At 54.7% G+C, this 23,198-nt stretch carries 22 protein-coding genes, 2 pseudogenes and 1 riboswitch; of the genes and pseudogenes, 12 read left to right on the top strand and 12 right to left on the bottom strand.

Translation table 11 applies throughout. The features are described from left to right. The first annotated feature begins 459 nt into the window (after nt 1–459). The 5 genes from AC2FIO_RS22425 to AC2FIO_RS22405 are packed head-to-tail and all read left to right on the top strand — an operon-like array spanning nt 460 to nt 4,233. Nucleotides 460–1,110, top strand: coding sequence for a histidine phosphatase family protein (locus tag AC2FIO_RS22425; RefSeq protein WP_496700074.1), 651 nt, complete (start codon nt 460–462; stop codon nt 1,108–1,110). 21 nt (nt 1,111–1,131) lie between these two features. Then, the gene (locus tag AC2FIO_RS22420; protein ID WP_496700072.1) at nt 1,132–1,746 is read left to right on the top strand and encodes a glutathione S-transferase family protein; all 615 of its coding nucleotides are present in this window, start codon (nt 1,132–1,134) and stop codon (nt 1,744–1,746) included. A 14-nt stretch (nt 1,747–1,760) separates the two neighbouring features. Beyond that, nucleotides 1,761–2,807, top strand: coding sequence for a saccharopine dehydrogenase (locus AC2FIO_RS22415; protein WP_496700071.1), 1,047 nt, complete (start codon nt 1,761–1,763; stop codon nt 2,805–2,807). 12 nt (nt 2,808–2,819) lie between these two features. Next, nucleotides 2,820–3,068 (top strand): SemiSWEET family sugar transporter, encoded by a 249-nt coding sequence (locus AC2FIO_RS22410; protein ID WP_058273753.1) that lies wholly within the window; start codon nt 2,820–2,822, stop codon nt 3,066–3,068. Nucleotides 3,069–3,090: 22 nt separating this feature from the next. Further along, complete coding sequence (locus AC2FIO_RS22405; protein WP_496700068.1) at nt 3,091–4,233, top strand: saccharopine dehydrogenase family protein; 1,143 nt, start codon at nt 3,091–3,093, stop codon at nt 4,231–4,233. 71 nt (nt 4,234–4,304) lie between these two features. Here AC2FIO_RS22405 and AC2FIO_RS22400 read toward each other — a convergent pair whose 3' ends face one another. From AC2FIO_RS22400 to AC2FIO_RS22375, 6 genes are all read right to left on the bottom strand, one after another. After that, nucleotides 4,305–4,508 (bottom strand): DUF1127 domain-containing protein, encoded by a 204-nt coding sequence (locus tag AC2FIO_RS22400; RefSeq protein WP_472722265.1) that lies wholly within the window; start codon nt 4,506–4,508, stop codon nt 4,305–4,307. 51 nt (nt 4,509–4,559) lie between these two features. Then, nucleotides 4,560–4,787, bottom strand: coding sequence for a YjiS-like domain-containing protein (locus tag AC2FIO_RS22395; RefSeq protein WP_109310857.1), 228 nt, complete (start codon nt 4,785–4,787; stop codon nt 4,560–4,562). Between the two features lie 270 nt (nt 4,788–5,057). Beyond that, a complete protein-coding gene (locus AC2FIO_RS22390; protein WP_108861886.1) occupies nt 5,058–5,552 on the bottom strand; it encodes a universal stress protein in 495 nt (164 codons plus the stop codon). A gap of 17 nt (nt 5,553–5,569) precedes the next feature. Beyond that, the gene (locus tag AC2FIO_RS22385) at nt 5,570–6,910 is read right to left on the bottom strand and encodes a TRAP transporter large permease (RefSeq protein ID WP_058273758.1); all 1,341 of its coding nucleotides are present in this window, start codon (nt 6,908–6,910) and stop codon (nt 5,570–5,572) included. A gap of 17 nt (nt 6,911–6,927) precedes the next feature. Next, complete coding sequence (locus AC2FIO_RS22380) at nt 6,928–7,464, bottom strand: TRAP transporter small permease (protein WP_058273759.1); 537 nt, start codon at nt 7,462–7,464, stop codon at nt 6,928–6,930. A 69-nt stretch (nt 7,465–7,533) separates the two neighbouring features. Then, a complete protein-coding gene (locus tag AC2FIO_RS22375; protein ID WP_058273760.1) occupies nt 7,534–8,550 on the bottom strand; it encodes a TRAP transporter substrate-binding protein in 1,017 nt (338 codons plus the stop codon). A gap of 170 nt (nt 8,551–8,720) precedes the next feature. Here AC2FIO_RS22375 and AC2FIO_RS22370 point away from each other — a divergent pair, with 170 nt between their 5' ends. Beyond that, on the top strand, nt 8,721–9,632 hold the full coding sequence (locus tag AC2FIO_RS22370) for a LysR family transcriptional regulator (RefSeq protein ID WP_109310856.1): 912 nt from the start codon (nt 8,721–8,723) through the stop codon (nt 9,630–9,632). Between the two features lie 186 nt (nt 9,633–9,818). Beyond that, complete coding sequence (locus AC2FIO_RS22365) at nt 9,819–10,061, top strand: hypothetical protein (RefSeq protein WP_108861889.1); 243 nt, start codon at nt 9,819–9,821, stop codon at nt 10,059–10,061. Nucleotides 10,062–10,143: 82 nt separating this feature from the next. On the opposite strand, the gene AC2FIO_RS22360 is transcribed toward AC2FIO_RS22365, so the two are convergent. Genes AC2FIO_RS22360 through AC2FIO_RS22350 form a run of 3 tightly spaced genes read right to left on the bottom strand, consistent with a single transcriptional unit; the run spans nt 10,144 to nt 12,783 of the window. Then, nucleotides 10,144–11,043, bottom strand: coding sequence for a metal ABC transporter solute-binding protein, Zn/Mn family (locus tag AC2FIO_RS22360; RefSeq protein ID WP_282121290.1), 900 nt, complete (start codon nt 11,041–11,043; stop codon nt 10,144–10,146). Beyond that, complete coding sequence (locus AC2FIO_RS22355; RefSeq protein ID WP_496700063.1) at nt 11,040–11,942, bottom strand: metal ABC transporter permease; 903 nt, start codon at nt 11,940–11,942, stop codon at nt 11,040–11,042. The genes AC2FIO_RS22360 and AC2FIO_RS22355 overlap by 4 nt, the downstream gene beginning before the upstream one ends. Continuing rightward, on the bottom strand, nt 11,935–12,783 hold the full coding sequence (locus AC2FIO_RS22350) for a metal ABC transporter ATP-binding protein (protein WP_496700061.1): 849 nt from the start codon (nt 12,781–12,783) through the stop codon (nt 11,935–11,937). The genes AC2FIO_RS22355 and AC2FIO_RS22350 overlap by 8 nt, the downstream gene beginning before the upstream one ends. 139 nt (nt 12,784–12,922) lie before the next feature. Beyond that, nucleotides 12,923–13,133, bottom strand: a riboswitch (cobalamin riboswitch). Nucleotides 13,134–13,675: 542 nt separating this feature from the next. On the opposite strand from AC2FIO_RS22350, the gene AC2FIO_RS22345 reads away from it, so the two are divergent. Continuing rightward, nucleotides 13,676–14,425, top strand: a complete 750-nt coding sequence (locus tag AC2FIO_RS22345) for a DUF998 domain-containing protein (RefSeq protein WP_282171142.1) — start codon at nt 13,676–13,678, stop codon at nt 14,423–14,425. Between the two features lie 449 nt (nt 14,426–14,874). Further along, a complete protein-coding gene (locus tag AC2FIO_RS22340) occupies nt 14,875–16,506 on the top strand; it encodes a bifunctional aspartate transaminase/aspartate 4-decarboxylase (protein WP_496700059.1) in 1,632 nt (543 codons plus the stop codon). A gap of 107 nt (nt 16,507–16,613) precedes the next feature. On the opposite strand, the gene aspT is transcribed toward AC2FIO_RS22340, so the two are convergent. Together aspT and AC2FIO_RS22330 are read right to left on the bottom strand one after the other, a co-directional pair. Further along, complete coding sequence (aspT, locus tag AC2FIO_RS22335; protein ID WP_282121285.1) at nt 16,614–18,314, bottom strand: aspartate-alanine antiporter; 1,701 nt, start codon at nt 18,312–18,314, stop codon at nt 16,614–16,616. A gap of 328 nt (nt 18,315–18,642) precedes the next feature. Next, entirely contained in the window at nt 18,643–18,810 is a 168-nt protein-coding gene (locus AC2FIO_RS22330; protein WP_472722275.1) for a hypothetical protein, read from the bottom strand. On the opposite strand from AC2FIO_RS22330, the gene AC2FIO_RS22325 reads away from it, so the two are divergent. The 3 genes and pseudogenes from AC2FIO_RS22325 to AC2FIO_RS22315 all read left to right on the top strand — a co-directional run bounded on the left by AC2FIO_RS22325 (nt 18,809) and on the right by AC2FIO_RS22315 (nt 21,826). Further along, the gene (locus AC2FIO_RS22325; RefSeq protein WP_472722276.1) at nt 18,809–18,988 is read left to right on the top strand and encodes a hypothetical protein; all 180 of its coding nucleotides are present in this window, start codon (nt 18,809–18,811) and stop codon (nt 18,986–18,988) included. The two genes, AC2FIO_RS22330 and AC2FIO_RS22325, sit on opposite strands and share 2 nt — an antisense overlap. 224 nt (nt 18,989–19,212) lie before the next feature. Next, nucleotides 19,213–20,451, top strand: a pseudogene (sstT, locus tag AC2FIO_RS22320) (serine/threonine transporter SstT). A gap of 449 nt (nt 20,452–20,900) precedes the next feature. Beyond that, a pseudogene (locus AC2FIO_RS22315) lies at nt 20,901–21,826 on the top strand (ornithine cyclodeaminase family protein). Between the two features lie 265 nt (nt 21,827–22,091). Here AC2FIO_RS22315 and mgrA read toward each other — a convergent pair. After that, nucleotides 22,092–23,159, bottom strand: coding sequence for an L-glyceraldehyde 3-phosphate reductase (mgrA, locus tag AC2FIO_RS22310; RefSeq protein WP_083445396.1), 1,068 nt, complete (start codon nt 23,157–23,159; stop codon nt 22,092–22,094). Between the last annotated feature and the right edge of the window lie 39 nt (nt 23,160–23,198).

Genomic DNA, 23,198 nt, shown 5'->3' with positions numbered 1-23,198 from the left:
ACAGGCATCTCCCACCCAGCAAAATCAACCAACTTACCCCCCAACTCAACGTGCAAAGAATGCAATGGGGTGCGTTTGGGCGCGTCAGACATGGAAGAGACCTTTCCTAAGACCTTGGCAACATTGCCGCATGGATTGCAACGTTATCTCTGTATTGTCGCCAATTGACACCAAGGTTCCTAGGACTGTGCAGCGTGTCAACAGGCTTCGACTGCTGGCGGTCTTTTGGTCCCCCGAGGGCGGCGTTGCAGAGGCATGTATACGGCCGCATGCAGCGGCTTTGTATCCTATAGGAAACTTTTTTCCGTTAGGCAACATCGCATGCGACGTGCCATGGGCAAATTTCTGCGGCGAACAAAAGACAGCCGAGCCATCAAACTGGTTTTTAGCCGCTTTCTGCCAAAGGGCTCTGGCACCGACCCTGAACCTGCCCTAAGACTTCGCGCAAGAGGGGACGCAATGGCACATATCACACTGGTGCGTCACGGGCAGGCCAACACCACCGCACGTGACGAAGTAAATTATGACAAGCTCAGCGAGCTGGGCCATCAGCAGGCACGTTGGCTAGGTGCGCATCTGCAGAACACAAAAGCGTTCTACCCGCGCGTCTATTGCGGAACCCTGTCGCGCCACGTGGAAACCGCCGCCAGCATGGGACTGCCCGAACCTACCCGTGATCCACGCCTCAATGAGATCGAATACTTCAACATTGCGAAACTGTATGAAGAGCAGCATGGCGTTTCGATTCCAACCGACCGTGAGGGGTTCGTCGAACATTTGCCGCGAACTTTTACCGCGTGGGCCAGGGGTGAGATCGAAGAGACCCCGGAAACCTTTGAGGAATTCGAAACACGTGTCTCGGACGCTTTGCGCGATATCGGAACCGAGGGTGGGCCAGCGATTGTCGTGACATCGGGAGGGTTGATCTCGATGGTTGTACGACAGGCCATGGGACTGGACATACCTGCGATGGCACGGGTGGCTCTTGCCATCATGAACACCTCAATGCATCGTCTGCACCCGATAGGCGCGCAGCTGAGCCCGGTTCTGTTCAACGCAGTCCCGCATCTGGAAGCGCCAGACAGGCAGTTTGCCCAAACGCACCTGTAATCCAAGCCCGGAGGCACTCTGATGCAGCTTTATTATGCACCCCGCACCATTTCGATCGCCGTTGCCATCGCCTTGGAGGAGGCCGGTCTGGACTATGAAGCGGTACGTCTGGAATTCGCCGAAGGCGACCAGACCAAACCGGCCTACAAACAGATCAATCCAAAAGGCCGTGTGCCTGCATTGGCGGTTGATGGCGGTATCCTGACTGAAACAGGGGCGTTGCTGGAATATGTCGCTACGGTTGCGCCTGACGCAAATCTTGTCCCCGCCGATCCTGTCATGGCGGCCCGTATGCGCGAAGTGATGTATTATCTGGCCTCGACCATGCATGTAAACCACGCACACAAGCTGCGCGGGCCCCGTTGGGCCGACAAGAAAGCCAGCTGGAAAGACATGACCGCCAAGGTCGCCCAGACCATGACCACGTCCTGTGAGTACATCGTATCAAACGGATTGCGCGGGCCCTTTGTGTTGGGCGATACGGTCTCGCTGGCGGACGCCTATCTGTACGTGGTGTGCAGCTGGCTGGAAGGCGACGGCGTGGACGTGTCGGCCTTTCCCAAAATCCTCGCTTTCCGCGAGGCGATGGAGGCGCGCGCCTCGGTTCAGGCGGTGCGCGCCGCCGGGATGATTTGAGTGAAGGACGACGCATGACACATCTCTGGGTCCGGGCAGAGCAACGCCCGAATGAAGAACGGGTTGGATTGACCCCAGAAGGCGCGGCGTCCCTGATTGCGGCAGGCATCCGGGTAACCGTCGAGGAAAGCCATGTCCGCGCTATTCCGATAGACGGCTACAAAAACGCAGGCTGCGAGATTGCGCCCGAGAATTCCTGGCCCGATGCCCCCCTTGATGCCATCGTCTTTGGTTTGAAGGAATTGCCAGAGGACGGCACCCCCCTGCCCCATCGCCACATCATGTTCGGCCACGCCTATAAGGGTCAGCATTCTGGCCGCGCCCTACTGCAGCGGTTCAAGGCCGGGGGCGGAACGCTTTATGATCTGGAATACCTTGTGGACGAGAACGGCCGTCGCGTCGCGGCCTTCGGGTATTGGGCTGGTTATGCTGGCGCAGCTGTCACCCTGAAAGCATGGGCGGCGCAGCAACGGAATGAGGAATGCCCGCCCGTTGGTGTGTATTCGGGCAAGGACGCGCTGAATGCTGAATTACTGGCCGAGTTGAACGCCACAGGCGCCAATCGTCCCTGCGCCATCGTGATCGGCGCGCTGGGTCGCGTGGGTGCAGGCGCCGCCGACCTGTGCGAGGCCATGGGCGTCAGTGTCACCAAATGGGACATGGCTGAAACCGCCAGCGGCGGGCCTTTCCCCGAAATTCTGGAACATGACCTGTTTCTGAACTGCATTTTTGCCCGCCCGGGCACCCCGATCTTCGTTCCGCGAGAGTCGCTGACCAACCCGCGCAACCTGACCGCCATTGGTGATGTCGCCTGCGACCCGGACAGCGATTACAACCCGGTACCCGTTTACGACCGCGCCACCACGTGGGACGCCCCCGCCTTGCGCGTCGCGTCGGATCCGGTGATGGATGTCATGGCAATCGACAATCTGCCCTCGATGCTGCCAGTCGAAAGCTCGGAAGACTATGCCGCGCAATTGCTGACAACTCTGCTGACGTTGAAAGAGATCGAAAGCGGTGTTTGGGGTCGGGCACAGGACGAGTTTCGCAAACATGTCTGAGCCGGTGCACGCATGGAACACTTGATCGGCGGTGCAGCAGCGGTTCTTGGCACGATTTGCTGGCTACCCCAGACCCTGAAAACGTGGCGCAGTCGCGAAACCAAGGACCTGTCTCTGCCTGCAAACCTGCTGATCCTGACAACACTGACGTTGTGGTTGGCCTACGGATTGATGATCGCTGCATGGCCTCTGATCTTGGGCAATGTGATATCGATCCTTCTTGTCGGTGCGATCGTGATCGCGAAACTGAAATTCGGCTGAACAGCCATAGAGGAGCTTAAGCATGACCATCCATTGGTGTGGCACCGGCCTGTCGGCCATCCCCGGCCTGCGTCGCCTGATTGAAGGCGGGCACAAGGTCACCGTCTGGAACCGGACCATTGAAAAGGCCAAGGCCGAAGTCGGAGACCTGACCGACGACATTCGTGCCTTTGACATCGACGCACTGGGCGCAGTGCTGGAAAAAGGTGACGTGATCGTCTCAATGCTGCCGGGCGATTGGCACGTGCCGCTGGCGGAACTGGCCATCTCGAAGGAGGCCAATTTTGTCTCATCCTCTTACATTGCTCCCGAGATGCGGGCGTTGGATGACAAGGCCCGCGAGGCCGGTGTGGCGCTGGTGAACGAGGTCGGGCTTGATCCGGGCATTGACCACCTGATGGCTCACGCCCTGATCGCCGACTATCGCGCCTCGGACGCGTTTGATGCGAACAACCACCTGAGCTTTATCTCGTATTGCGGCGGCATTCCGAAGAACCCCAACCCGTTCCGCTACAAGTTCAGCTGGTCGCCTTTGGGTGTGCTCAAGGCCCTGCGTTCGCCGTCGAAATCGATCCGTGATTATGCACCGCTGGACGTCGCCCGCCCGTGGGACGCGATCAGCAGCTATATCGCCCCACTGCCCGCACCGGAGAGTTTCGAGGTCTATCCGAACCGCGACTCTCTGCCTTTTATGGAGGAATATCAGTTCGAGGATCACTGGAGCGTCAAGGAATTCGTCCGCGGCACCTTGCGCCTGAATGGCTGGGCCGATGCGTGGTCGGACGTGTTCAGCGAGATTGAAACCCTGTCCGGACCTGAGGGCGACGCGCGCCTGAAGGAAATGTCGGACCAGTTCTGGGACGAAAACGCCTATGACGAAGGGGAACCGGACCGTGTGGTTCTGTGCGTAGGACTGAAGGCCGAGAAAGACGGAACACCCGTCTGGCACAAAACCTATGTCATGGACGCCTGGGGCGACGCGCGCGGCACGGCAATGGCGCGACTGGTGTCTATCCCGGTCTCGCTGGCGGTCGAAGCGGTCCTGAATCGTGCGATCGCCGTCGGTGTACATGCGGCACCCAGCGACCCAAAACTGGTGCAGGGTTGGATGGCCGAGATCGACAAGCTGGCGCAGCATTTGCAGGTTGTGGATCACCTCGCGTAAGAAAAGCCACTCTGGCACGCCAGAGTGGCTTTATTTCGCTTTTTCTCAATCGCCCCGCTTTCGCCAGCCTGTCAAATGTAGCGTTGAATCGTGTCTTCAATATCGCTGCGATTTATACCCAGCTCTGACAATTCCTGATCGGAAAAGCTGTTCAGATACTGTGCAGCCCGAACGATTTCGGAACTGATCGCACGTATGCGCATAGCGCGGTCGAACAACAGCAGGGCGCTATTCGTGGGGGGCAATTGCTTGCTTGGTGGGATGACATCAAACATGGGGTCTACCTCATAACTGGTTACGCGAGCGTGTTTTGGGCTGGCCCGTCGCTACTGGCGATAGGGTGCGCCGTGATAGACGCTTTGGTAAGCGCGTTGCTTGATTTCAGCCCGAGGGACGCCGATGTCGCTCAATTGGCGATCGTTCAACGCCTCTAGGTCGTGGACTGTGTTGGCGAAAATCCTGCGGCGGAAATGCTCGGTTCGGGCCTCTGCATAATCCGCGAACAGCGCAGAAAAAACGTTGCGGTTCGAGGTTATAGTCTGTGTCGCTTCCATGGTCTTCTCCTCCTGAATTTGGATTGCGGTTTTGGTCACGACTCAAATTAAGGAACCGGTTCTTAAGGAGAGAACACCGTTTCATTAAGCTCTGTTAACGAAGCTTTCTGGGTATAGTTTGAGGCGGAGATTTGTAGCTTGGAAAGCTTTGGCCCGTAATAAACGTAGGGCCGTTGGATGCGGAACAGGCGGTGTTCGGGCATCACCAAATTGGTTCGCGGTACAGCGCAAAGCATGGGCCGCTACGATCGTAGCGGCCCATGGAAATTCTTAGACTTCGTCCGGGTTCGGAACGATCAGTGTCGGGATATTCGACCGACGCAAGACACGTTTCGCCACCGTTCCGAGGAAGGTGTGCGAAAAGCCGTGGTCATGTGCGCCAAGCACGATCAGATCGCACCCCATCTCGACCGAGCGCCGGAGGATCACCTCGGCCGGGTGCCCGTCGGTGACCTCGATCGAGGTCACCTGATCACGGATCTTGGCGTCATCGCCTTCGAACTGTGCCCAGAACTTGGCTTGCCGTTCGGCCAGCACCTTGCGCACCATTTCATGGCGACGCTGGGCCGCGGTTTTACGCGTCTCTTCATTCAGGATGAACATGTCCATCGTGATCTTCGCGTCGTCCGACAGGGGTTCGTTCACATGCAGGACGTGAATTTCTGCCCCTGTTGCCATTGCAATGCTGGCCGCATTGCGCATGGCATGACCCGAGTTCTCCGACAAGTCGGTCGCGAACAGGATATTTGTCACCATTTGTTTCATAACATTATCCTTTCAGGTCAGTAGCCCAACAGCCTGGGTAGCCATAGCGACAGCTCAGGGAAAAACGCAATGATGAAGATCGCGATGGTATTAGCCGCCGCAAAGGGCAATGCACGCAACGAGATCTGCTCGATCGTTATGTTCGAAATACCCGATGCGATGAACAGGTTTTCACCCAGCGGCGGCGTCTGGAAGCCGATACCCAGCGTACAAACCATAACCACACCAAAGTGGATCGGGTCGATACCGACCGAATAGGCCACAGGCAGCATCACCGGAACCAAGATCAGGATGGTGGCCAGTGTCTCCATAAACATGCCGACGAACAGCAGGAAGAAGATGATCAGCGCCCAGATCACATAAAGGTTGTCGGTAAAGCTGAGCATCGAGTCCGCGATGATCGCCGGGATCTGGTTTTCCACCAGAAGGCGGCCAAACACGGTCGCTGTGAACAGGATCAGCAGAACACGGCCCGTCAGCCACGTGGTGGCTTCAAGCGACTGGAACAGCGACTGCCATGTCAGTTCACGATAGATGACCACGCCAACGAACAGAGTGTAGAAGATTGCGACGATTGCAGCCTCGGTCGGGGTAAAGAAGCCGGTATAGATACCACCCAGGATCACCAGCGGCGCCATCAGCGACCAGAACCCGCGATACATCTCGCAGGCCACATGACGCAGCGACCAACCTTCGGCCACACCTTTGTACCCACGCTTCTTAGACATGAAGTAGTTCAGGATCAACAAGCTGGTGGCGATCAGGAACGCCGGGACAAAGCCCGCGATGAACAGTTTCGAGATAGAAACCGACTGGAAGGTGCCGAACTTTTCAACTGCTTCCAGCGGAGGCGCCATACCGAGCGCGGCAATGCCGAAGATCACCATCGGGATGGAGGGAGGAATAATAATCCCGAGGCCGCCAGAAGAAGCGGTAATAGCAGAGGCATAGCCGCGCTCATAGCCACGGTCGATCATTGCTGGGATCATCAGCATCCCCACGGCCGCGGTTGTTGCCGGGCCCGAGCCCGAAATGGCGCCAAAGAACAGACAGGCCATAACCGTTGCAGCCGAAATACCGCCGGTGAATGGACCAGCCAGACTTTCAGCAACATTGATTAGGCGCTTTGAGATACCGGCGGCCTCCATAAGAGCCCCCGCCAGAATAAATGCAGGCAGAGCCATCAGTGGGAACGCACCCACCGAGGTAAATGCAATCTGCACGAACTTGATTGGGTTTTCGCCCAGGTAAAGGAACGAGAACAGCGATGCCACACCCAGCGCAACCGTGATCGGTGCACCGATGAGCAGCAGTAAAAGAAACGATCCAAATAGGATTGTGACGATTTCGGATTCCATGGTTTTTCCTCCCTGCCTCAGTCGCGTTTAGCTGCTTCGGTGGCAGCTTTGATTTCATCAAGGTCGATCTGGTCAGGATCATGGATGTCTTCGCCTTTGATCAGGCGGCGATAGTTCACCTGAATGATGCGCACGGTCATCAGCGCAAAGGCGAGAGGCAGAACCATGTAGACATACTTCATCTCGATACCCAGAGTCTGGGACTTCCAGAACTTGTTCATCTTGTTGAAGACAAAGTCCGTGGCCAGATACAGGAAGTAGACGTTGAAAAAGAGCCAGAAGAGATCAGCAAAAGCCTCTATGTACTTGATGTAGCGTTCGGGCAGGAACTTGAACTGGAAGGTCACCCGGTTATGCGCGCCTTTCAATGCCGCATAGCTGGCGCCAAAGTAGACAAACCAGACGAACATGTAGACTGATAGTTCTTCGATCCAGCTGTACGAAAAGCCAAAGACTTCACGCGCTATGATCTGTACAAACAGCAGACAGACGAAGCCGGATAGCAGGATCCGGCAGATGATACTTTCGATATTGTCCAGAAATTTCCAGAACATTGCGGAATTCCCTCCTCCCTGAGATGAAAAGAGCGCCGAAGCGCTCTTTTCCTTTTCGCTCATTGGCGATTATTGCTGGACGGGCTCGCGGCCGATGGCCTCGAGGACCGTGTTCAGTTTCTCGACGCCGCCGATGGACTCATAGAACTGAGGCCATACTGCACCGGTTGCCAGTTCGATGAACTCGGCCTCATCGTTCTCAGGATCGATGATTGCCATGCCTTTTTCAGTCAGCTCTTCTTTGATCGCAGCTTCAGAGTCGCGCAGGAACTGAGCGGAAATCTGAGTTGCTTCCTGACCGGCTTCCAGGATGATCTTCTGGTCTTCTTCGCTCAGACCCTGGAAAACAGATTCCGAAACGATCAGCGGTTCGATCGAGAAGATGTAACGCAGGTTGGTCACGTGGTTCTGGACCTCGTAGAACTTCATTGCGTTGATCGTCAGGTAAGGGTTGTCCTGACCGTCGACAACTTTGGTTTGCAGACCGGTGAAGGTCTCGGACCATGCCATCGGAGTCGGGCTGATACCCCAGGACTTGTAGGTTTCGATCATGATTTCGTTCTTGGGAACGCGGATGATCAGGTCCTGCAGGTCAGCAACCGAGCTGACAGGTTTTTTCGAGTTGGTCAGACGGCGGAAACCTGTGTAGGTCCAGCCGATGATGCGCACACCTGCGTCACGAATGGTGTTTTCCACCAGTTCCTGACCGATCGGGCCTTGGGTCAGCTTTTCAGCATCTTCCAGCGACAGGATCACATAAGGCAGAGTGAATACACCAACCGAAGGCGAGAACGGCGTGATGTTGTTGATCGCCAGCAGCGACATGTCCAGCGTGCCGATTGCGGCCTCGTTGACGGTGTCCTGCTCGGAACCCAGCTGACCGTTCAGGAACAGTGTAGCTGTGTGTGCGCCACCCGATTTTTCTTCGAGTGCCTTAACGAAAGCCAAGCCAAGGGCTTCTTGTGCGCTGCCTGCACTATCGCCAACAGCAATCTTGAAGTTTTTCGCGTCGGCTGCGCCCGCAACCATCAGGGCTGCGACCGAAACGGCAGCAGTCATGGTGCCAAGCTTTTTGATGAATGACATAGATGTCCTCCCAGTTTTATCATGTTTCGAGGTGCGCGCTGACCTGGGGAGAGATGGCCAGTCCGATTCTACCTCGGCTTTTTCAGAGTAGCTCGTGAAATGTGTTTCTATGTTGCCATTCTTTGCGCGATAGGTTTCATATATATCGAACCTTACGAATTGGGTAGAAAATGGTTGCCTCACGCATCGGCGACAGCGACATCCGATTGCTGCGCGTTTTCAAGACGGTTGTGGAAAGTGGTGGTCTGTCTGCGGCCGAAGTTGAGCTGAATATCGGCAAATCCACCATTTCGAAGCATGTTACTGATTTGGAACTGCGATTGGGCTTAAAACTGTGCACGCGCGGTCCTGCGGGTTTCGCCCTGACAGAAGACGGCGCAAAAGTGCTGCAAGCAGCAGATCACCTGCTTGTGTCCGTGTCGCAATTTCGGAACGAGGTCAGCGAGATCAAGGAACAGTTGGGGGGAACGATCCGCATTTCGCTATTTGATCAATGTGCGTCAAACCCGGATTCCCGGCTTGCCCGCGCCATTCATCGGTTCAACGAAGCCGCCCCCTCGGTCCAGATCGAACTGTCCCTTGAGCCGCCAAACGTGATCGAGACCATGGTCATCAGTGGCCAGCTCGACATCGGAATTATTGCGCTGCATCGCCCTTCGACAAGTCTTAACTATGCTCCGTTATATGGCGAGAACATGTTCCTGTATTGCGGCCGGGAACACCCCCTTTTCGAAATACCAGACCAGGAACTCAGGACCAGTGACCTGCTCAGGTACAACTATGTTGGGCTCAGCGTGAACTCTCCGAACCTGATCGTCGGTCAGCAACTGGGTTTCAAACGGTCAGCAAAAGTTCAAAGCGAGCAGGCGCTGGCCATACTAATCCTGTCAGGGCGATACATAGGTTATTTGCCTGATCATCTTGCGCAGGACTTTGTGGACCAGGAAAAGATGCGGATGGTGTTGCCGGGCGAAACGCAATATCGAACCCGGTTTGCAGCAGTGACCAGAAAGCAACCTGAACCAACACGGGTGACAAACCTGTTTCTGGAAGTTTTGCAGAGCGAACATTCGAAACCCTGACAACTGCCGGGCTGGCACAACACGAGCCAACTGTGGTGAAGACGTGGTTCATCACATCCTGTCAACGGCCAAACGCGATATCGGATTCGCATTTTTGGCGTTGCCAAAAACTTGTGACTTCCTGCCACATCACTGGTGCTCGCCTTCTTATCACTTACATGCGCCTCACCAAAATGAGGCGGACAAATGATAGACGACGATCCCCAACCCGTAGGGTATTACGACACGCACGATATATGGACCCTGGACCCAACGCCCGCGGACCAGTTGGTCTATGATGCCTTTGCCTCGGGCGTCGTCGATCTTCTGCAAGTGTTGGATGACAACAAGACCATGATGTCACGGGACGTTTACGCAAGACTGTTCGCCTCGCTGTTGGATCTTTCCCGAACTTTGGGAGAATACGAAGATGGATGGAAGCCGGACTAGGGGACGATTACCAAGAACCCGCTGTTCCAATGCACGGTACGGGGGGTGGCGGTTCAGGCGCCGCCCCGTACCTAAAGACTAGTTAGCTTGCGGTTGCGTTCCCAAGCGCGTTCAACAGAGTGTTCAGATTGTGCTGGAACATCGCGAGATAGCTGGTGGCCGGACTACCGCGTTCCGACAAGGCGTCTGAGAAAAGCCGTCCACCAATCACGATACCGGTTTCATCCGAGATTTGCTGAATCAAAGTAGGGCTTGTGATGTTTTCAACAAACAGCGCCGCAGCACCATCCGCCTTCAGTTGATCAATCAGAACAGCAAGATCCTTGGCTGATGGCTCCGCCTCGGTATCGATGCCAACCGGCGCAAGGAAAGTCAGTCCGTAGGCGTCTGCCAGATAACCAAATGCGTCATGTGCAGTCACAACCGTGCGGCGATTGGCAGGCAGGCCTGCCAGCTTCGTCTTGGTTTCTGCATCCAGCGCCTCAAGCTGCGCAATATAGGCCGCAGCATTGGCAGCGATTTCTTCGGCGTGCTCGGGCATCGCCTCTGTCATCACGTCGGCCACATTGGTCACGTAAATCATGCCGTTCGACAGCGAGTTCCAAGCGTGGGGGTCGATTTTGCCCTCGACTGTGACAGGCGTGATACCATCGGTGGCAACGTGCACGGTTGCGTCAGTGCCCGATTCAGCGATCAGGGTATCGGACCATGTCTCAAAGCCCAGACCGTTGACAAAGATGATATCCGCCTGGGCAACGGCCTTCGCATCTGCAACCGAAGGCTGATACACATGCGCATCCGCATCCGGGCCCACGATTGTCGTAACTGTGGCCAGATCGCCCACGACCTCTTCGACCATGTCGCCGAGGATCGAAAAGCTGGCGACGATCTTGACGTTGTCTTCTGCCGCAACGGTCGGCAATGCAGCCAAAGCAAACGACACAGAGGCGATGCCGGCATAGAGTGACTTCACAAGAGTCATTGTGCTCTCTCTTCTTGTTGAATATGGGCAATGGGGATGTCTTTGGAAACAGACGGTTTGCGCATTCGTCTGCCAAAACCAAGGGGACCGAAAATGGCCGAGAACAGAAAGAACCCACCGGCAACCAAAACGATCGCCGGGCCGGACGGCGTGTCCGGGAACAGGTAGGACAGGGTCAGGCCGATCCAGCAACTGGACAAGGCAAACAGAAAACCCAGGACCAGTTGCCCGGTGATCGTACTGGCCCAATAGCGCGCCGCAGTTGCGGGCAGGATCATCAAGCCAACGGCCATCAACGTTCCCAGTGTTTTGAACGCGGCCAGCAGGTTCAGAACCAACAGCAGCATAAAACCCTGATCTACCAACCACGGTCGGCGCGTCTGCGTTTCGAAGAAAACCGGATCGCAGGTGCTGACAATCAGCGGACGAAGCAGAACGGCGAATGCCAGCAATGTTACTGTCGCCACCCCGCCGACAAGGACCATCGACGCGTCGTCGATCCCAAGGATTGATCCGAACAGGAAGCTTTTTAGTGGAACTGCGGACCCTGCTGCAGACAGGATAAAGATACCCACCGCCAATGCGATCAGATACAGCGAGGCAAGGCTGGCATCGCTGCGCAGGATTGTCCGGCGTGCAAGAAAGGCGGTCAAAATGGCGACGCCAACACCCGCGATAAGCCCTCCGACCAGCAGTGACATGACTGACAAGCCTGCCGTGACAAAGCCGATGACGATGCCTGGCGTAATCGCATGGGCCATGGCCTCACCAGCCAGCGATAGGCGACGCAGAACAAGAAATGCCCCCACCGGCGCGACCGAAGCCGACAAAACCGTGGTTGCCACAAAAGCGCGACGCATGAAGGCAAAGCTCCACATTTCGACGATCAGGTCATACATTGGCGTGCTCCGGTGTTGAATGGGTGCCACGGAACATCCAGGACGCCTGACTTTCCGAAAGGTATCCTTGTGCAACCAGCCGGTCTGGTGTCAGAACGTCATTCACCGGTCCGTGGGTCGCCTCTTGCCCGCCCAAAAGCAGCGCGTGGCTGCAATAATCCAGCACCGAGGAAAGATCGTGCACCACCAAAACCACCGCGCGCCCCTCATCGCGCCATCGGCGGATAATCGACAATAGATGTGCTTCGGTACTTTGGTCGACTGCGGCAAACGGTTCATCCAGCAGGATCAGCGGCGCGTCCTGCATGATAACCCGCGCGAACAGCGCGCGCTGCAATTGCCCACCTGATAGCATATGCAGAGGCCGGTCAGCGATATCCAGTACCCCGGCCTCATCCAGCGCGGCGGCCATCCGGTCGCGCGCGGCGGCGTCCAGCCCGGTACGATAACCAAACCCGCGCCATGCCCCCATCGCGGCAAGATCCCTCACACGGATGGGAAATCGGCGGTCGAACTCGGTCATCTGCGCCAGGTACCCGATGTCACGAGGACGCCCTTGCGGCCAAGTCAAACTGCCCGAAAGCGGATCCATCAAGCCCAGCAGCATCTTTACAAAAGTGCTCTTCCCCGACCCGTTTGCACCAAGAACGGCAAGGGTCGTTCCGGCCGCGATATCCATGGAGAGGCGGTGAAACAATGTCAGGTCGCGGTAGCCCAACGTCAGATCGCGGATTTGCAAAACGGCCGACATCAAATCACCGCGTAAATCGCGAGCCACAAGAGCGCCGACAGCGCCAGAGCCCCCGCGACCAGCGCCGGAACGCTGAATTCTGTCAGACACTTACCCCTTTGGGTGTCAGCTTTTTGCAATGACAACGGCAACGCCTCCTGTGTTTGGACAGGGGCAAAGCGAGCGCAAAGTCGTGCACGGTACGGACCGCTTGAAACATTGTCATCTCCCTCTGGGACACCCCGCCCAGGTTCATAAATTTCGGATGGCAGGTCTCCTGACTTGCGGGTCAAAGCTATCCCGATCCTTCCCAGGCTATTGCCCAGTGGACGATCTCGGGTCGCTCGCCGCCTACAGTTGCGGGGGCAGTCACGGAATTGGCCTTTTTACAGAACCGCACCGTATTCCCTTTTATCCCTGACCGCAAAATACAGTCGGGAACCATCGCGAGGACAAAATACGAATTGATTTGATTCGACAAGAGCGCAAACCTGTGAGGGATGGCTATTCGTTCCAGTCACCGGTCGACTACGGAGGACGCGGTAGACGTGAGGCAACGGTGGATACTACACGAGCCCCGCTTCTTGCAGCTTCAGACCCACGCCAACGGTCTTTTTGACTGAATTTATTCTGCCCGGACTTTTTTTGTCTGCAGTGGGATGATTTGGGTCTTTGACATCGCAGGTTATTCGCCTGACGGGGTGCCGATGTTAAGCGATTGATCTATTTGATCGATTGCCGTCTGAGCGGGGTGTTTTGGATAGTCTGACGCCGGTTGCGGCAAGGTGCAACCGCGGTTGTCGAACTAAGTTAAAGTGTTTGGTTTGAGGAAGAAGCGGATTTTCGCAAAACAGTAGCCAAACTTCCGATAAGCGGGACAAAGCTGACTAATGCCGCGATGGCGCAAAGGTCTGCTTTCGGAAGCGATCAGATGCACCTGAACGGAGGCTACTGATTTACCGGTGCCAGATTCTGGAAGTTGTGATCCCACTCTGTGATTGACATGGATGAGCGACGTGTTCTGATCGGCTTGCCAGACGGAAGGTGCCAACTCGTCAGGGCAATCGCTCTAAGAAGCGTGCGCGTCAACACAGGGGCAGAGCTTTTGCGGATAACTCTCTGGGGCAACTCACGATCAATAAGCCTTGTCGTTTTGCCCATTATTAGTGGACTTTGGTTGGCGATAGGCGTGGGCATCATAAGTGCACTGACCCCCAACTATTCGCATATCGACCAATTCATGAGCGCACTCGGGGCTGTAGGGGCCCCCTTGGCGACGTGGACCAACTATGCCGTCTTCATACCGACAGAGATTTGGCTTCTGGCGTTCCTCGCAAGACTAAACAGTTGCCTCCCAGGCAGCAGGACAAAACGAATCTCGATATTGCTTCTATCCGCTTACGCCATTCTTTTGATACTTGCCGCCTTTCTGCCTTGTGATGCGGGGTGTGATAGTCGAGGCAGCGACGAGAACATGACAAGCACGTTGGTCCATATTGCTCATATGGCAATTGCGGTGACGGCTTATCCGCTTGCGTTGATCGGTTTGCTGATCCTCAGCCTGACTGCCCCACCAAATTCGCTTCTGCGGCGCTTGGCGCCGCCAGCTACAATCGTCGGCTTCTGTTTGTTTATCACAATTTTCTTGATGCCAGTAACACAAGGCTTATTCCAACGCCTCCTCGAAGCATGGATCTACTTCCAATTTATATCGCTGGGACTATATGCTGCTTCAATTTTGCCTCAAAACTGACCTTCCTGCGGTGTGCAGCATTGGCCAAAGTGGGCTCAGAGCGATCGTTCTCTGCCCCCAATTTGGATGACAGCCATCAGCTCGAAGCGGTCATTCCTTACATCCTGCCTCGGAGATAGCAGTCGTTCCATCAAGGAACGGTGTTGGTAGAGCAGGCCACCTTCTGGACATTCGCTGTTTGCGCAGTTTTGGCGGCCACGAAAGGCAGCAATGCGCAGATGGTGAACCTTGCAAATTTTAGTGGGATGTCAGCACTGAGACCAAAGCGTCGGCGCAATTTCCATCACCCTGTCTGCCTTGCAAAATGGTTACAGCCAAGGCTTGAAATGAAGACTCGTAATTCTCGGTTTTACGCCGTTCCCATCAAATAGTGTTGTTTTCATTGACACATTGCCTTGCATGCGATCCGCTAAACTACGTCATCTGTTTTAACGCAAGGATTTGATGTCATGCCAGAATCACTCAACCTGCATAAATTTGAAAACCTAAGTCCTTTCCAAATCAAAGACGAACTTATTAAGTTGGCGCAAAAAGAGGCGCGGCAGATGGCTTTGCCATACCTCAATGCCGGTCGAGGGAACCCTAACTGGATCGCCACTAAAGCGCGGGAGGCGTTTTTCCTTTTAGGGCAGTTCGCTATGACAGAAGCTCAGCGCCATCGTAATGAGCCGCAGGTCGGTTTGGCCGGGATGCCGCAAGGGCCAGGCTGTTATGACCGGCTAAAAGCATATTGTTCCAAATCGGTTGAAGGAAACGGCCCTCCAGGTGCGGAAACTTTGGTGGCCGTAGTGGATTTTGCGATTGAGAAATTTGGTTTTACACCGGACGATTTCGTGCTCGAGTTGACCGACGGTATTGTTGGCGACCACTACCCGATGCCCGACCGGTGCATGGAGCACAACGAGGCGATTGTCCACGAATACGTTATGTGGGCGATGTGCGCGGGGCACCGTCCGGATGCGAAGTTCGATATCTACGCAGTTGAGGGTGGAACCGCTGCAATGTGTTATATTTTCAAGGCACTCAAGAACCAGCGGTTGCTGAATGCCGGCGACACCATTGCGTTGGGCACACCGATTTTCACACCCTATCTGGAAATGCCGGTACTTGAAGACTATGGGCTGAACACCGTGGATGTATCTTCGAAAGAAGAGGACCACTTTCAACTGAACGACGATGATTTCGAAATCTTGTCCGACCCGAAAGTCAAAGCACTATTTCTGGTCAACCCGGGCAACCCGTCTTCAGTCGCTATCAGCCCCGAAGTCTCGACTCGGCTTGTCGAGTTCGTAAAGAACCGCCGCCCGGACCTGATCATTCTGACTGACGATGTTTACGGGACCTTCGTTCCGAATTTTCAGTCTATCTTGGGGCATCTGCCTGAGAACACAATCGGGGTCTATTCGTACTCCAAGTATTTCGGTTGCACCGGGTGGCGTTTGGGCGCGATTTTGGTGGCCGAGAACAACATCTTCGACAAGATGATTGCGGAGGCTACGGACGAAACCAAGGCCGTCGTCAACGCACGGTACGAAACGTTGACGCCTGATCCATCCTCGTTCAAGTTCATCGACCGGATCGTCGCCGACAGCCGCGATGTTGCGCTGAACCACACCGCAGGTCTATCACTGCCGCAGCAGGTGATGATGACTTTGTTTTCACTGGTCGAGCTTATGGACGAAGAGAAGGCCTATCAGAAATTCTGCTGGGGTATTCTGAAGCACCGCTTTGACGAGTTGGTCGAAGGGATGGGCATCGAAGTTCCAGATAACCCGCTGTTCGACAAATACTACGGTATCATCGACTTCGAATTCTGGCTCCGTAAATACGTGGGAGAAGAGGTGGTCGAGTGGATCAAAGAGAATGTCCACCCGCTAGATATATCCTTCAAACTGGCTCAGGATCACGGGATCGTTTTGCTGAATGGATCGGGCTTTGACGCGCCCAACTGGTCAGCGCGGGTATCGTTCGCCAATTTGGATGATAGTGCTTACCGCCAGATCGGAAGAGCGGTGCGCGCGGTGGCCACGGGTTACGTGCAGGCCTACCGTGCCTCGAAAGGACTGCCGTTGCACGGTTGAGATCTAGCAATAGCAAAGAGGAACGGATCAGCGTGATGGTTTGCACAAACGCTGATCCCACCCGTCCAGGTTAGGACCCCGGTTGTCGCGCCCATTTCCGGTTTGACTCACGGAACAAAAGCCACAACCAACGGTCCCCAGAGCGTTAGGAAGATGTTAGCCACGGCATAGGTCATGGTGAAGGCTGGTGTGGGAGTCGAGTTTCCGGCCTTTTCCAATAGTGTCGCAAAACCGGGATTGCCCGAGCGTGATCCGGTCACAACCGCACAGGCCTCAATCGGGTTTTTAATACGCAGGGCGAAATAGTTGATTGGGAACTGCACGATCATGGGCATCAATGTAACCACCACACCCAACAGCAACAGCGTGATCCCATATTCCTGAATCGCTTCTAGTGCGGGCTTGCCTGCATTGAGGCCAACGACACCAACAAACACAGCTAATCCAAAGCTCTGAAGGAAATTCGCGGCCCCTCGGTTAATGCCGCCGATCTTGGGTCGCCGGATGCGCATGTAGCCGATGATCAACCCTGTAACTAGGCAACCGAGACCGGACCCCAAAGCCACTTTGGTTCCTGCGATGACAAAACTGATCTCTCCTATCAGAAAGCCGATGGCGACGCCGATCCCCAATGCAATGAAATTGGTTACCGAGGCCGAAGGCGGAACGTAGCCCGCAACTTTCGCAACTCGATTCAGATCGTCCTTGTGACCGACAATACTGACCTCGTCACCTGCGTGTATCTCGGTGTTGTGCAGGACAGGGACATCATGGCCCATGCGGGTGATCTTTGAGATGTGAACGCCGCGCCTTTGATCCGCTGTCAGAGCCTCGCTCAATTCTGCCAACGTTTTGCCGGTCAGTTTGCGGTTGGTGACCACTACGTTGCGACGTTCCTCTACAACCGTCAGTTCAGGAGGATACTCTCCGATTTCACCACTGGCGCTACCCTCGAACTGGGTCAAAGTCGCTACGAGGCCGGAGACGACCACAACGTCTCCTGCATTGACTATTGTTTCAGGATTCGGATCCACAGGAGCGCCATCGTGGAGTAACCGTTCGACGATCAGATCACCATCATAACCGCTTTCGATGTCTTTGACGGGTTTTCCGGCAATGGTTGCATCGGCATTTACCTGATAGGCTCGGGCGTCAAACCGGTTCATAGGAAGGAACTCACCTTCCTCTAGTTTGCGACCGCCGCCGCTGAGTTTCTGAGCCAGCTTAATCGCTTCTTGTCGCAGGTCGACACGCATAATGATTGGAATGACACTAACTGCCAATATTGGGCCGATCGAACCGAAGATATAAGTAACCGAGTATCCTACGGCGATGTTGGTTTTTAACTTTTCCGCCTCGTCTGCGGCCAGCCCAAGCAGATCGATGGCATTTCCAGCGGTGCCGATGATTGCAGATTGTGTCAGACCACCAGCGGCCAATCCAGCCGCCAACCCTTTATCCAAGCCGGCCAACCGGGCAACAACAATAACAAAAAACAACCCCCAGAGGGTCATCATAAACGCGGCCAGTAATTTGGTCAGGGCAGTTCGGTTCAAGGCCGCAAAAAATTGAGGCCCGCCATTGTAGCCGACCATAAATATGAAGAGGGAAAAGAAAACATTCTGAACATCGGTACTGAGGTTGATACCGCCGATCTGGCCAATGAAGACCGCCACCAACAATGTACCAGCGATGCCCCCCAGTTCGAACTTGCCGACCCGAAACTTCCCTACGCCGTATCCCAGACCCAGACAAAGAAACAGTGCCATGATCGGGAAGGCGCGCAGTTGTTCTGTAATCAATTCCATTGTGAAATCTCCCGCGTCCCAACGGTGGTCCTTTCCGTTCAAGATACAGCGCCTTACTGTATTGAAAACAAAAAATTTAGACGATGGGCGTCGTGCGGGCTTTTCGAAAGTAATTGGAACAAACTTTTTGAAGAGCAGATTGTTTTCTGACCCGGTTTACAGGAATGAAGCCGCAAGTTTGAACCTTGGGCGACTGTGTACAGGACACCGTCTTCATACACGCAGTTAAGTCTTCAGTCTCTGCTCTCAGACAATTCCAGTTCCGAGAGTATGGCCGCGTTGTTGGCGTGAAACTTTTCTTGGGTCTATTGGAAGACAACCAACAAATTTACGCTGGAGAAAAGACGGTCATCCAGGCTGGCAGCTTTTTCCGCTGACCCGCCAAGTGCGCCTCAAATCCAATGTCCGCTTCGGGCTGCGACCGGTCAACTGTACACGCAGCACCCAGACGGCTAAGCAATGGCGGCTCGGGGCCCAAAGCGGGCGTCTTCAGCATGCTTTCTTTGCTAAGACCTGTTTCTGAAAGCGATGGATTAGCGCTGTTCGAAACCGGACTTTGTCACACCATCCTTGCCAATGCAGCTTCTGGTTCATCACTGGACCGCATGGGTAAGAAAGGAGTCGATTCAGAGTACAACCACTTAGGGAACTTTATTAAAAATCATTTATCTTGAGTGAACCATGCAAGTAAGTTGACGCAGGGTAAACCTTTGTAATTCTTAAGCAAATCATGAAATTTTAGTTTCAAAACAAATACTTCAAAACCGAGCGACCAAGGCCTAAGCCAACTAGAGCAGTTTAATTCCGCGCCAAGACGTCCAAATAGCCACCAGCCCTTGAACTTCAACCGTGCCTGCGCGGGCGTGAGTTTCGCCCGTGAGGTCCCTATTCAAACAGGATGGTCCCCATGAATTTTCTTCTGCGTGGTAGCCTGGTTACTCAAATCACCATCGGTCTTGTCGCCGGTGTTCTGCTTGCCACCCTTTGGCCTACTGCCGGGTCAGCGGTCGGCCTGCTTGGCGACTTCTTTGTCGACGCATTGAAAGCCGTTGCACCGGTACTGGTGCTGATCCTGGTTTGCGCTGCGATCACAAACCACAAAAAAGGCAGCGAGGCGCGTATGGGCCCCGTGGTGCTTTTGTATATAGTCGGAACCTTCGCAGCTGCACTGGTTGCGGTTGCAGCCAGCTTTATGTTTCCGGTTACTCTGCATTTGACAGGTACGCCCGAGCTTTTGGATGCTCCGGACGGTTTAGCTGAGGTGGTTAAAAACATCCTGCTGAAAATCGTGGATAATCCAGTGAATGCTTTGGCAACAGCCAACTACATCGGCATTCTAGCTTGAGCCGAAGGTCTGGGACTTGTTTTCCGTCACGCAAGTGACTCGACCAAGACCCTGATGTCGGATCTGGACGGCGCGATTACCAAGATCGTCGCAGCGATAATCCGGGTGGCTCCAATCGGCATATTCGGCATCGTGGCCTCGACTATTGCTGAGACCGGCTTTGAAACACTTGCAAGCTATGGCCAACTTCTGGCGTTACTGCTTGGCTGTATGATTTTCATGGCGCTGGTTGTGAACCCGCTGATCGTGTTCCTGCGCATCCGCAAGAACCCATATCCGCTGGTTTTCACATGCCTGAAAGAGTCCGGGATTACCGCTTTCTTCATGCGCAGCTCGGCCGCCAATATTCCGGTAAACATGGAACTTTGCCGCCGCATGGATTTGGATGAAGAGACGTACTCAGTCACTATCCCAATCGGTGCTACGATCAACATGGCCGGTGCTGCGATAACCATCACAATCATGACGCTGGCAACCGTTCATACGATGGGAATTCAGGTTGATTTCGTCTCGGCTGTTTTCCTGAGCGTCATTGCTTCGATCGCTGCCACTGGGGCTTCGGGCGTAGCAGGCGGATCACTGTTACTGATCCCAATGGCCGCCAGCTTGTTTGGCATCGACAATGCAACGGCTATGCAAGTGGTGAGCATCGGCTTCATAATCGGCGTGCTGCAAGATTCTGCAGAAACCGGTTTGAACTCGTCGACCGACGTTCTGTTCACTGCGGCGGGATCGTTTCAACAAGGCGACCCTTACCCACGTAAATTGCCTGCGGCACAGCCCACGGCTTAGCCACTACGTAAAACACTTCAACCGGTGGCACTGGTCACCGGTTGAAGGACAGATTGGTCCGCATGTAAGACTTCCGAAACCGTTGCAGTGAACGAACGGTTCCGGTTTGGGCCAATTTCACGGATTTCAATGCCCGGTTTCGGGAAATCACGCTGCACAGCGGCGACGGAACCGGCACTTTGCCGGTCCATGGAGGCAAAATTCGCCGCACCAGCATCAGCCGGCTTTGTCCGCATGGCGGTCTTTGGCACAAGCTGGGGCGAACGGCGGCTTTGTCCGCAGAGCGGACACTCATGCAAGCTGTAGTGAATGGCTGCTTCGAGCCCAATGCAGTCGTCGGTTTTTTTGCCGCTTGGTTCGGCATAGTGGACGGAAATCTTACCGTGCTGTACCTATGCGTTGATTGCTGAAAACCGCTTAGGCGAAGGCGTAATCAGAAAGGTTCCTGAATGGCAACTCAAGAATTAGAAACGCTCCCAATCATAGGCGAAAAACAAGTTGCAAGCCTGCTGGAATGGCAACCGTTGATTAACGCAATGGAAACAGCACTGAGTGAATTTTCGGCTGGCAAAGTTGCACAGCCTGTTCGCCAGATTGTTCCTGTTCCGGGGCACGACGCTATCATCGCGGCAATGCCTGCCATAGGAACCGCAATGGCGGTCAAAATCGTTACCCTCTACCATTCAAATGCCGGGACGGACATTCCCACTCACCAAGGCGTTATCCTTGTCCTGGACAAGGAAACCGGTTCTCCGCTCGCTCTGCTTGATGGTCGGTTGATTACTGAAATGCGCACAGCTGCAGGTTCGGCTGCTGCCGTTCGAAAACTGGCTCCTAAATCGGTAGATGTCGTTACGATTATGGGTAATGGCGTTCAGGCTGAAGCGCATGTCGACGCCTTGGCAGAGGTGATCGAATGGAAAGATTGCGGTTGTGGGCGCGTGATGAAACCAAAGGGCGTAAAGTTGCGGACCGTGTTGGAGCTACTTTTTTTCCGGATGCGGAAGCCGCAGTTCAAGGCGCGGATATTGTGGCCTGTACAACAGCCGCAAAGCAACCAATCCTGCAGGGTGCCTGGCTGAAACCTGGCGCGTTCGTGACAGCCGTCGGGTGGAACACGAGCGAAGGGCGCGAACTTGATGACTCTGCCATGGATCATACGGTCATCGTTGAGTCGTCAGAGGCAGCTCGTGATCAGGCTGGAAACATCAGGGGAGCCAACTGTGCAATTTTCGCTGAAGCAGGCGAGATCTATTCGGGCCTGAAGAGCGTTCCCGAAGGCTCTACGGTAATCTACGATTCCGTTGGAATTGCAATTATGGATGTTGCCGCAGCAAAACTCGTCTACGATCTGTGGCTGGCCGCTCAAGAATGATTATGAGTGCCACACTACTTTGCAAACATAACGCTAAAAAGGTTTGGGTTCTGTAGTTTTGGGATTACTCCTGCCGATCGCCGTGGCCTTATCCAAGGGCAGCTCTGGGTCGGAAGCGCCAGTCAAAGCCCTATGAATGACGGGAAAGTCCGCAAAGCGGATACTCATGCCGAGCGCAGCGAATGACAGCTTCGAGCCCAAAGCAGAAACGCCATGCGATTAAGCAGAAGAACCTGCTAGCACCAAAAATCAGTGGTCAACAATCTTACTCAATTTCCGAGGATCGCGCCCAGAGATTGATTTCCTCTTCCGAGCTTACCTCGTCAATCTTAGCGAGTTCCGCTTCGGTAAATTCCAAATTCTGGACCGCACCTACGCAATCCACGATCTGCTCAGGACGCGAAGCGCCAATAAGGGCTGTCGTAATCCGGTCACCTCTCAGCACCCAAGCAAGCGCCATCTGAGCTAATGATTGACCGCGTGACGCCGCTATATCGTTTAGAGCCCTGACACTCGTCAATGAACGTTCGTTGATCATGCCGTCCAATAGAGACTTGCCTTGGGTCGCACGACTGTCTTCGGGAATGCCGTTCAGATACTTCGATGTCAAAATACCCTGGGCAAGTGGCGTGAACGCAATCGATCCCACGTTCAATTCGTCAAGCGTATCCAACAGCCCGTCCCGCTCAACCCAACGGTTGAGTAGGTTATACGACGGCTGATGAATCAGGCACGGCGTGCCAAGGTCTTTCAAGATGGCCAGCGCTTCGCGCGTTCGTTGCGAGTTGTAGCTTGAAATTCCGACGTAAAGTGCGCGCCCAGAGCGCACTATATAGTCTAAGGCCCCCATAGTTTCTTCCAGAGGGGTATCTGGATCGTAACGGTGGGAATAAAAGATATCTGCGTATTCTAACCCCATCCGCTTGAGCGACTGATCACAAGAGGCCACAAGATACTTTCGTGATCCCCACTCCCCATAGGGGCCCGGCCACATATCATACCCTGCCTTGGTAGATATGATGAGTTCGTCCCGATAGCCTGCGAAATCAGTTTTTAAAATTTCACCGAATGCTTCTTCCGCCGATCCCGGCGGCGGGCCATAGTTATTTGCTAAATCAAAGTGCGTTATACCCAAGTCAAAAGCAGTGCGGCAGAGATCGCGCTTTGTCTGGTGCGGGGTATCCCCACCAAAGTTGTGCCATAGCCCAAGGCTTATCGCGGGTAGCTTTATGCCAGACTGCCCACAACGGCGATAGACCATTTGCTCGTAGCGGTCCGGATTAGGAAGAAATGGGCGTGGCCGAGGCTTCGGGGGGCGTTGTAATTTGCTCATCTGCCCATAATCCGAGATCATCACCCCGTGTCAATTCAA

The organism is Ruegeria sp. CDSB086 (genome assembly GCF_059611065.1).
This window is presented reverse-complemented; position numbering and strand designations above follow the sequence as displayed.

Bases quoted from the DNA above. Each gene is read 5' to 3' on its own strand.
- AC2FIO_RS22425 (WP_496700074.1), top strand. From the start codon at position 460: ATGGCACATATCACACTGGTGCGTCACGGGCAGGCCAACACCACCGCA.
- AC2FIO_RS22420 (WP_496700072.1), top strand. From the start codon at position 1,132: ATGCAGCTTTATTATGCACCCCGCACCATTTCGATCGCCGTTGCCATC.
- AC2FIO_RS22415 (WP_496700071.1), top strand. From the start codon at position 1,761: ATGACACATCTCTGGGTCCGGGCAGAGCAACGCCCGAATGAAGAACGG.
- AC2FIO_RS22410 (WP_058273753.1), top strand. From the start codon at position 2,820: ATGGAACACTTGATCGGCGGTGCAGCAGCGGTTCTTGGCACGATTTGC.
- AC2FIO_RS22405 (WP_496700068.1), top strand. From the start codon at position 3,091: ATGACCATCCATTGGTGTGGCACCGGCCTGTCGGCCATCCCCGGCCTG.
- AC2FIO_RS22400 (WP_472722265.1), bottom strand. From the start codon at position 4,508: ATGTTTGATGTCATCCCACCAAGCAAGCAATTGCCCCCCACGAATAGC.
- AC2FIO_RS22395 (WP_109310857.1), bottom strand. From the start codon at position 4,787: ATGGAAGCGACACAGACTATAACCTCGAACCGCAACGTTTTTTCTGCG.
- AC2FIO_RS22390 (WP_108861886.1), bottom strand. From the start codon at position 5,552: ATGAAACAAATGGTGACAAATATCCTGTTCGCGACCGACTTGTCGGAG.
- AC2FIO_RS22385 (WP_058273758.1), bottom strand. From the start codon at position 6,910: ATGGAATCCGAAATCGTCACAATCCTATTTGGATCGTTTCTTTTACTG.
- AC2FIO_RS22380 (WP_058273759.1), bottom strand. From the start codon at position 7,464: ATGTTCTGGAAATTTCTGGACAATATCGAAAGTATCATCTGCCGGATC.
- AC2FIO_RS22375 (WP_058273760.1), bottom strand. From the start codon at position 8,550: ATGTCATTCATCAAAAAGCTTGGCACCATGACTGCTGCCGTTTCGGTC.
- AC2FIO_RS22370 (WP_109310856.1), top strand. From the start codon at position 8,721: ATGGTTGCCTCACGCATCGGCGACAGCGACATCCGATTGCTGCGCGTT.
- AC2FIO_RS22365 (WP_108861889.1), top strand. From the start codon at position 9,819: ATGATAGACGACGATCCCCAACCCGTAGGGTATTACGACACGCACGAT.
- AC2FIO_RS22360 (WP_282121290.1), bottom strand. From the start codon at position 11,043: ATGACTCTTGTGAAGTCACTCTATGCCGGCATCGCCTCTGTGTCGTTT.
- AC2FIO_RS22355 (WP_496700063.1), bottom strand. From the start codon at position 11,942: ATGTATGACCTGATCGTCGAAATGTGGAGCTTTGCCTTCATGCGTCGC.
- AC2FIO_RS22345 (WP_282171142.1), top strand. From the start codon at position 13,676: ATGGATGAGCGACGTGTTCTGATCGGCTTGCCAGACGGAAGGTGCCAA.
- AC2FIO_RS22340 (WP_496700059.1), top strand. From the start codon at position 14,875: ATGCCAGAATCACTCAACCTGCATAAATTTGAAAACCTAAGTCCTTTC.
- aspT (WP_282121285.1), bottom strand. From the start codon at position 18,314: ATGGAATTGATTACAGAACAACTGCGCGCCTTCCCGATCATGGCACTG.
- AC2FIO_RS22325 (WP_472722276.1), top strand. From the start codon at position 18,809: ATGCTTTCTTTGCTAAGACCTGTTTCTGAAAGCGATGGATTAGCGCTG.
- AC2FIO_RS22330 (WP_472722275.1), bottom strand. From the start codon at position 18,810: ATGCTGAAGACGCCCGCTTTGGGCCCCGAGCCGCCATTGCTTAGCCGT.
- mgrA (WP_083445396.1), bottom strand. From the start codon at position 23,159: ATGAGCAAATTACAACGCCCCCCGAAGCCTCGGCCACGCCCATTTCTT.